Source organism: Pontibacterium sp. (assembly GCF_964228735.1).
Lineage (GTDB): Bacteria > Pseudomonadota > Gammaproteobacteria > Pseudomonadales > Balneatricaceae > Pontibacterium.
On the sequence record NZ_CAXRBQ010000183.1, the window covers coordinates 22685 to 31296 of the forward strand.

General features: G+C 53.3%; 9 protein-coding genes. 5 read left to right on the forward strand and 4 right to left on the reverse strand.

All coding sequences use genetic code 11. The annotated features are described in order from the left end of the window. Positions 1-8 precede the first annotated feature (8 nt). Positions 9-476, reverse strand: a complete 468-nt coding sequence (locus ACEQ15_RS19565) for a peroxiredoxin (protein ID WP_370280948.1) — start codon at positions 474-476, stop codon at positions 9-11. 186 nt (positions 477-662) lie between these two features. Between ACEQ15_RS19565 and dapA the strand changes: the two genes are divergently transcribed. The 3 genes from dapA to ACEQ15_RS19580 all read left to right on the forward strand — a co-directional run bounded on the left by dapA (position 663) and on the right by ACEQ15_RS19580 (position 3968). Continuing rightward, positions 663-1538: a 4-hydroxy-tetrahydrodipicolinate synthase gene (gene dapA / locus ACEQ15_RS19570; protein ID WP_370280949.1), complete on the forward strand. Its 876-nt coding sequence runs from the start codon at positions 663-665 to the stop codon at positions 1536-1538. A gap of 73 nt (positions 1539-1611) precedes the next feature. Continuing rightward, positions 1612-2940 carry an outer membrane protein assembly factor BamC gene (gene bamC / locus ACEQ15_RS19575; RefSeq protein WP_370280950.1) on the forward strand — a complete coding sequence of 443 codons (1329 nt, stop codon included), beginning with the start codon at positions 1612-1614 and terminating at the stop codon, positions 2938-2940. 80 nt (positions 2941-3020) lie between these two features. Next, complete coding sequence (locus ACEQ15_RS19580) at positions 3021-3968, forward strand: 2-hydroxyacid dehydrogenase (protein ID WP_370280951.1); 948 nt, start codon at positions 3021-3023, stop codon at positions 3966-3968. Positions 3969-3987: 19 nt separating this feature from the next. Here ACEQ15_RS19580 and ACEQ15_RS19585 read toward each other — a convergent pair whose 3' ends face one another. From ACEQ15_RS19585 to ACEQ15_RS19595, 3 genes are read right to left on the reverse strand one after another with little or no spacing between them, the layout of a single operon-like run. Then, a complete protein-coding gene (locus tag ACEQ15_RS19585; protein WP_370280952.1) occupies positions 3988-4608 on the reverse strand; it encodes an RluA family pseudouridine synthase in 621 nt (206 codons plus the stop codon). Positions 4609-4616: 8 nt separating this feature from the next. After that, positions 4617-5975 carry a 23S rRNA (uracil(1939)-C(5))-methyltransferase RlmD gene (gene rlmD / locus ACEQ15_RS19590; RefSeq protein ID WP_370280953.1) on the reverse strand — a complete coding sequence of 453 codons (1359 nt, stop codon included), beginning with the start codon at positions 5973-5975 and terminating at the stop codon, positions 4617-4619. Between the two features lie 33 nt (positions 5976-6008). Next, complete coding sequence (locus tag ACEQ15_RS19595) at positions 6009-6773, reverse strand: adenosylcobinamide-GDP ribazoletransferase (protein WP_370280954.1); 765 nt, start codon at positions 6771-6773, stop codon at positions 6009-6011. 64 nt (positions 6774-6837) lie between these two features. Here ACEQ15_RS19595 and ACEQ15_RS19600 point away from each other — a divergent pair, with 64 nt between their 5' ends. Together ACEQ15_RS19600 and ACEQ15_RS19605 are read left to right on the forward strand one after the other, a co-directional pair. Then, complete coding sequence (locus tag ACEQ15_RS19600) at positions 6838-7833, forward strand: glycosyl transferase family protein (RefSeq protein ID WP_370280955.1); 996 nt, start codon at positions 6838-6840, stop codon at positions 7831-7833. Between the two features lie 73 nt (positions 7834-7906). After that, positions 7907-8458, forward strand: coding sequence for a DUF882 domain-containing protein (locus ACEQ15_RS19605; RefSeq protein WP_370280956.1), 552 nt, complete (start codon positions 7907-7909; stop codon positions 8456-8458). Positions 8459-8612: the final 154 nt, after the last annotated feature.

Consider the following 8612-nt stretch of genomic DNA (forward strand, 5'->3'; position numbering starts at 1 on the left):
AGGCGTTCTTACAGAGCCTTCACCGCTTCCAGTACCTCATCTACGTGACCTTTCACTTTCACACTGCGCCATTCCTTGCGCAGAACGCCTTCCTTGTCGATAAGGAAGGTTGAGCGATCAACGCCCATGTATTCGCGGCCGTAGTTTTTCTTCAGCTTGATTACATCGAACTGCTTGCACAGTTCCTCGTCCGGGTCACTGATCAACTCAAATGGGAACGACTGTTTAGCTTTGAAGTTCTCATGCGCACGCATACCGTCACGGGATACGCCAAAGATAACGGTGTCCTGAGCGGTAAATTCGTCAATCAGGTCGCGAAAATTCTGGCCTTCGGTGGTGCAGCCCGGGGTGCTGTCTTTCGGGTAGAAATAGATAACCACGTTTTTGCCGCGCAGTTCTGAGAGGGTTACTGTTTGCTCGCTGGTCGCATTTGCAGTGAAATCGGCTACAGGTTGATCAATTGCTACGGTGCTCATCGGCTTTCCCTATATTTTCAATCGGTTGGATGGCTACTCAAGAGTGTAGAAAATCGTATAGAATATCCAACCCTTATACGATAACAAGTACGGCCTGGATTTAAATACAGAGTAAAGGCCGCACAAGAGTAGTAACGGTTCTGCATGGTCGTTACGATACACTCTCTTACATCTATGGAGATAAACATGATTACTGGCAGCTTAGTTGCGCTTGTTACCCCGATGACTTCCAATGGAGATATTGATTGGGACGCCCTGGATAAGGTCGTTGATCTCCATCTGGATAAGGGTACCGACGCGATCGTAGCGGTGGGTACCACCGGTGAATCTGCAACGCTTGATTGTGACGAGCACTGCCAGGTAATCAAACGCGTGATCAAACGAGTGGCCGGCAAGATCCCAGTTATTGCCGGTACTGGTGCCAACGCGACCAAAGAAGCGATCGAGCTGACCCGCGAAGCGAAAGAAGCGGGTGCGGATGCCTGCCTGCTGGTGACTCCTTACTACAACAAGCCGACTCAGGAAGGTTTGTACCAGCACTTTAAAGCGATTGCTGAAGCCGTAGATATTCCGCAGATTCTTTACAACGTACCGGGTCGTACCGCGTGTGACATGCTGCCGGAAACCGTAGCGCGTCTCGCACCTATTCCAAACATCGTCGGTATTAAGGAGGCGACCGGTGACCTGGAGCGTGCTAAGCAGGTAATCGACAGCGTACCGGCTGACTTTGCGGTTTATTCCGGTGATGACGGTACTGCGCCGGAACTGATGCTGTTGGGTGGTGTCGGAAACATCTCCGTGACTGCAAACGTAGCACCAGCAGAGATGGCAGAACTGTGCAAACTGGCTATTGCTGGTCAGGCAGAGGAGACCCGTGAGCTTCAGAACAAACTGATGCCGCTGCATAACGCGCTGTTTGTTGAAGCTAACCCAATTCCTGTGAAGTGGGCGATGACTGAGATGGGTCTGATGGCTGATGGTATCCGTCTGCCGCTGACTGTGCTGAGTGAGCAGTACCACGAAGAGGTGCGTGAAGCACTTCGTACTACCGGTATTATCTAAACGGCCCGAGACTATGAAAAAGGCAGTATCTCTAACGATTTTGGCCTGCGCCCTGCAAACAGGGTGTAGTGTTGTGGAAAACAATCCGATCTACGGAGAGAACGGTATTATCCGTGACCGCAGCCAGGATTACGAAAAAGCCAGTGAAGGAAAAGCGTTGGAGGTACCGCCTCACCTGCGAGTCCGAGAAACTGAGCGGGGTATGGTGATTCCGGAGATCGGACAGGCCGCCACGCAGAAAGCAACCGAATATGTCGTACCGCGTCCGGAGTTCTTCTACACGGAAGCGACCAGCGACAAGGTTAGCCTTAAGCGTGAAGCCGGTGAGAAGCTGATCGTTGTTGAATCTCCGATCAACGAAGTGTGGCCAAAGCTGAAAGACTTCTGGCGCTACAATGGCATCGAGCTGGCAAAAGCTGATCCGCGCAGTGCCACCATGGAAACCGCATGGATTGAGAACAACGGTGAAGATCTGGGTTTTGTGGAAAGCTGGATCAAACGCCTCACGTTCCAGGATATCGAAGGCCCGGCAAAAGATAAGTTGAAGCTGGAGCTGCGTCCTGAAGAAGGTAATTTGCAGCGTACCTCTATCAGCATGAAGCACGTGCGTTTTGCGCAGGACGCTGAAGTTGCCGAGATCGACTGGGACAAGAGTGGTCGTGATGTAGGTTACAAGTCGGACATGATGTTCGAAATGCTGCGTTACCTGAGTAAAGCGGCCGACAAAGAAGATGCACCAACTCTGACCAAGCTGCTTGCGCCGCAAGAGGGGCGTACAGAGCTGGGGCGTGATTCCCGTGGTAATCCGGTCCTGAAGGTCGAGTCCTCCGTGGATAAAGCCTGGGATTCTGTTTCTACTGCGATGAGTGCCGATCGCTTCGATGTGGGTACCGTCGACAAACAGTCCGGTATGTTCTATTTCTCTTTCACCACTAGTACGCCTGCTAGTGAAAGGGAGGAGTTGGGATTCTTCGAATGGTTGCACTCTGACCGAGGCGACATCAAATTCGAAACGACCGCGTTGGCTGAGGCGCTGGGTGTAGAGAAAGATCCAAACGCGCCGAAGATCCGCTACACCTCCAAGGAGGTTAGCCCTGAGGAAAAAGATCGCCTCGCCAGCATGAGCCAGCAGGAAATTGAGCAAGAACGTCTGCAGAAGAAAGACGGCTTCAAGATCTGGTTTGCAGGCAAGGTTATCTATGTCTTCAGTGAAGAGGGTGAAGAGGGCGTTTATAACAAAGAGTCTGATGCTTTCGAATACACCGGTCGTTACCAGCTGAAGCTGAATCGCTCCCGCACAGGCGTGTATCTCTCTGTTCTGACCGATCAGGGATTGTTTGCACCAGCCGAAGTTGCCGAAGAGATCTTGTGGGAAGTGAAGAAAAACCTTCCGGCAAGTTGACTCTTGCGACTATGACTTAAATATAAGGGGCCTTCTGGCCCCTTATTTGTCTCAGAAACAAATAAGAAAAAGGACTCCATATGAAAGCGGTAATTCTGGATCTGGAGAGTCTGGAGGATCTGGACCTTTCCCCGATCGAAGCGGAATTTGATCAACTTGACGTACATATGGCGACGGCGCCGGAGCAGGTTGCCGAGCGTATTGCTGGTTGCGATGTCGTGATCACCAACAAGGTCAAAATCGACCGTGGCCTGATGTCAGGCGCGCCCGACCTGAAGCTGATCTGTGTGGTTGCTACCGGCACCAACAATATTGATCTGGATGCGGCCAGTGAGCAGAACGTACGTGTGTGCAACTGTGTTGCTTATGGTGTGGATTCTGTTGCTCAGCATGTGATGTCGATGATCCTGGCATTGCACACCAACATCGTTCAGTACGATCGTGCCGTGAAGTCGGGCGAGTGGGGTAAGGCCTCCCAGTTCTGTATGCTCAGTTTTCCGATCCGTGAACTGGCGGGCCGGACGCTGGGTATCTATGGCTACGGCAACCTTGGCAGTGCCGTTGCCCGATTGGCTGAAGCATTTGGTATGAAGGTTGTGATCGCGCAGCGCCCGGGAGCTGAGAAGCGTGAAGGGCGTCTGCCGATGGATGAGTTGCTGGCACAAGCGGATGTATTGAGTTTGCATTGTCCTTTAACTGAAGAGACAAAGGATCTGATCGACGCTGATGCGTTGGCGAAGATGAAACCGGGCAGCATGCTGATCAACGCGGCACGTGGCGGCGTGGTGAACGAAGCTGCATTGGCTGATGCGCTGCGCTCTGGGCAGCTGGCAGGTGCGGCGACCGACGTATTGACCGAAGAGCCACCGGTTAACGGTAATGTGCTGTTGTCGGAAGATATTCCAAACCTGATCATCACACCGCACTCCGCCTGGGGTAGTCGTGAAGCGCGTCAGCGTATTCTGGATCAGACCGTGGAAAATATTCAGGGCTTTAAAGCAGGCCGTCCGGTAAGGACGGTCAACTGATCAAACGCGCGTGTTTCCGTTAAAATGGGACCGGCGCGTGAAAGTCCATCCAGTCACCCGTTTCCGGGTGGCTGAATCCCAGCTCTTCTGCATGCAACAGCAAGCGCGGGCTCAATGCCTGCGCTTCTTCTGGTGCGTAAAACCGGTCGCCTACGATCGGGTGACCCAAAAACTGCATATGTACCCTAAGCTGGTGTGAGCGGCCCGTGATCGGGTACAGCTGCACCCGGGTACCTTTTGCTTCCTTCTGCAGCATTTTCCAGCGTGTGTGAGCCTGTTTGCCGTGTTCGTAATCGACAATCTGAAGCGGACGGTTTTCCCAATCACAGCGCAGAGGCTCTTGTACCTCTCCTCTATCACCCTCTAAATCGCCAAACACTACGGCCTGATAGGATTTTTCGGTGCGACGCTGCTGAAACTCGTTGCTCAGATAGCGGTGGCTGTCGGCGTTGAGCGCCAGTACCATCAAACCGGATGTTGCGTAATCCAGGCGGTGTACGATTCTGGCTGTTGGGTGTGCTTGCTGGACGCGCCGCCACACACAATCCTGCTTGTCTTCACCGCGTCCGGGTACGGAGAGCAGATCAGCGGGTTTATTGACTACCACAAGCTGGTCATCAGCATAGAGTATTTCAGGCATAGTGAATCTTACTTGATTGGTTTTTCGAACAGGGCCAGGGATTCCACGTGAGAGGTATGGGGGAACATGTCCATCACGCAGAAACGGGTAAAGCGATAGCCCTGTGATGCTAGCTCGGCGGCATCACGTGCCAGTGCGGCCGGATTGCAGGATACATAGAGAATCCGGTCTGCATCATAGTGTTGCAGCTGTTTAATCGCTTCCAGAGCGCCTGTGCGGGGTGGATCAAGCAGGACCTTGTTGAATCCCTGGTTGTACCAGTGGTGGTGTCGCAGGTCGCCACTCAAATCGCCTTTGTAGAAGGCTGTGTTGTCGAGCTGATTGCGACGGGCATTTTTCGTTGCCCGCTGGACCATGGTATCGCTGCCCTCGACACCCACCACTTCACCGGCGTAACGGGCCAGGGGAAGGGTAAAGTTGCCGATACCGGAGAAGAGGTCCAGTACACGGTCATCCTTTTGCAGCTCAAGCCAGTCGATTGCACGCTGGATCATCTGCGCGTTGAGCGCCGCGTTTACCTGCAGGAAATCGCCGGGTTCGAAATTGAGGCTGATGTTATGCTCTGGTAGTGCGTACTTCAGTTGTGCCGGCTCAACCGCCGGTTGTACCTGCTCGCCGTCATCAAGATACAGTTTTAGCTGTATAGCTTCCACGGCAGCAGTGAGCGTGGAGATCAGCTCATCCGGCAGGCGCTTTTTGGTGCGTAAGGTCAGTGCACCTTCGCTATCACCCATCACCACTTCGGCATGGGTGATGTTGCGTACATTCTCAACGTCTTGCAGGCTCTCGTGCAGCAAACTGATAACCTGATTCAGTTTTTCATTCAGTACCGGGCAGTGATCAATCGACGTTAGCTTGTTGCTGCCGCGGCGGCGAAAACCGATAACAACGGACCCGTCCCGTTGCAGCTGATTGATCCCCAGGCGTGCTGCGCGTCGGTAGTTCTCGGGCTGAGAGCGCAGCGGAGATTCGATCTGTTCTGGCTGGACCTTTCCCAAGCGCTGTAGCTGGTCCAGTACGATCGCTTGTTTCTCTTCGATCTGTTGGGTGTGCTCAAGGTGCTGCAGGTCGCAGCCACCGCAAACGCCGTAATGGGGGCATACCGGTTCGCTTCGAAATGGCGACGCCTGTGTTACCTGGATGCACTCTGCCTCGGCATAGCGCTTGTGGTTTTTGGTGATACGGGCTTCAACGGATTCACCAGACAGGGCGCCGGACACAAAGATGGTTTTGCCCTCATGGCGTGCAATACCACGTCCTTCGTGGCTCAGCCCTTCGATGGTCAGCTCAATAGGTGTTGAGTGGACAGGCTGTGCAGGCTTCTTGCGGCGAGCGGTATGACGGTGTGATGTGGATCGTTTTCGCATGAGAGTACCCGTGAACAGAATGCGCGGATTCTATCAGGCCAACAGCACAAAAGGCAGACAGAAATAGAGATATACCACGAGCTCGCACAATTGCTGGGTCGCGCCCAGGCAGTCGCCGGTATAGCCACCGATCCAGCGCCGGAAAAACTGAGACAACCAGTTGCGCATCAGCCATACCGGGGCGATCACCAGCCATGCCTTCGGACCTAGCGGAATCAGGCAGATAAGCACGGGTATCCCGGCGATCAGCAGCTCCTTGCGCGACATGCGGTTGGCCAGTGGTTTGGCTTTGCTGTCCATATCTTCGCGCACATAATCGTCGCTATAGATCAGCGTAAGGGCTGCAAAGCGGCTGAGGGTATGGGCAAGGAGCAGGGCAGGGGCGACCTGCTCGATACAGGAAAGCGCCTGGAATTTGGTAAGCAAAGCAAAGCACAGACCCAGTGCGCCATAGGTACCGAGCCTGGAATCCTTCATGATGGTGAGGATCTGATTCTTCTCCCAGCCTCCGCCAAAGCCATCACAAACATCGGCCAACCCATCCTCATGAAAACCACCGGTAAGCCACACTGATGCGACCATTGAAAGCAATATGGCGATGGTAGATGGGAAAACTTCAGCGGCGAGCAGGTAAACCAGTGCGGTAACTGCACCTAGCAACAGCCCAATCCAGGAAAAGTAGCGGCTGGCGCGATTCAGATTGTCACCTGAGAATTCCACCCAGCTTGGGGCCGGAATTCGAGTGAAAAACGTCAGGGCATTAAAAAACAGATGGACTTCTTGGTGCCTGAGATTCATTCGCACTATCGCTTGGGTGTATAGTTTAGGGCGATAACTTTAGAGCAATACACAAGGCAGGTCTATGAAGCAGGAACATCCGTTTGCGCAGTACGTCCGGATACTCGGCAAGGGTAAAACGGGCACCCGATCACTTACCCGTGAAGAAGCCGCCGCAGCGATGGGGATGATACTGGATGGACAGGTTGAACCGGAGCAGTTAGGTGCATTCCTGATGTTGCTGCGTGTTAAGGAAGAGGCGCCAGAGGAGCTGGCGGGTTTTGCCGATGCAACACGGGAGCGCTATGCCGCGCCCGATCAGATCCAGGTCGACCTGGATTGGTCCAGTTATGCCGGTAAAAAGCGACGTCATCCCTGGTTTCTGTTGGCGGTGCTCTGCCTTGCCAGCCATGGCTATCGTATTTTTATGCATGGGGCCAAGGGGCATACCCCGGAGCGTATCTACACCGAAGATATGTTAGCGCAGTTTGGTCTAACGGCATGTGAGAGCTGGTCGGATGTAGAGTCAGAGTTATCCCGCGTGAATTTTGCCTTTATGTCGATCAATCATGTGTGTCCGCCGTTGGGCGAGATTATTCAGCTGCGTTCCGTTTTGGGGCTTCGTTCACCGGTACACACCTTGTCCCGTATGCTTAACCCGCTGCATGCCAAGTGCAGTATTGACGGTGTTTTCCATCCGCCGTATGGTCCGATGCATCAACTGACGGCTCAGCTCCTCGGATTTGAACGCAACCTCACCATCAAGGGTGACGGTGGTGAAGCAGAAGCCAAACCCGATGGCGAAAATACCTTGCAGTGGGTGATTGACGGGGAGCTGGAAGAAAACGAATGGCCGCGAATCGTGCCGCGTCGGTTTGTAAAAGAGGGCGAGCTTGATTCGGAAGAGATTAGCCGGGTCTGGCGAGGTGAATCAGAACACGAATATGGTTTGCTTGCGGTGAAATCCACTATTGCGTTGGTGCTGAAGCTTCTGGGCGAGACTGGTGATCAGGAGGCATTGTTGTCACGTGCTGACCGGTTGTGGACTGCGCGAGATGTTGAAAAGTTTTCAATAGGCTAATAAATGTACATTCTGGTTCGTTATATGCATAATAGCGGGCCAGTTGTTAATTGTTTGTTTTTTAGTCGAGTCTATGAAATCTATCAGTCGTCGGGGTTTTCTAAAAGGCCTCAGTGGAACCGCACTCGGACTGGCCAGCGTCTCTGCGTTTGGCACTCAAGTCCCTCTCCTGGCAAGCAAGGAACGCACGCTTAGTTTCTATAATCTGCACACCGGTGAAAGCTTGGATGCGACCTACTGGGCCGATGGACACTATATCCCTGAAGTTCTGGCCGATGTGAACCATCTGTTGCGTGATCATCGCAGCGATAGCAGTACGGCGATGGATACCCGTCTGTTCGACATGTTGCACCTCCTGCAGCAGGATCTCGGCGTTAACAAGCAGTTCCACGTTATCTCCGGCTACCGTTCACCGGAAACCAACGCCAAGTTGCGCCAACAGAGCAAGAAAGTCGCTAAACGCAGCTACCACATGTTGGGTAAAGCGATTGATATCCGCCTGCCGGGTGTGCCGCTGAAGGCGTTAGGCAGCCAGGCTCGTGCTCTGCAGGTGGGTGGCGTCGGTTACTACCAGCGCAGTAACTTTATCCATGTGGATGTCGGGCCGGTTCGCGCCTGGGGTTGACAGATAAAAAACGCAGACTGCTGACAAAGCTCTGGTATTTTTACCGGAGCTTTGTTTTATTGGTCTGATGTTAAAAGAACAAGCCGCACAGCAATTTGAATTGGAAATGGTCACGCTAGACTCTCTGGTGCCCCAGGACCATCTTCTGCGTCAC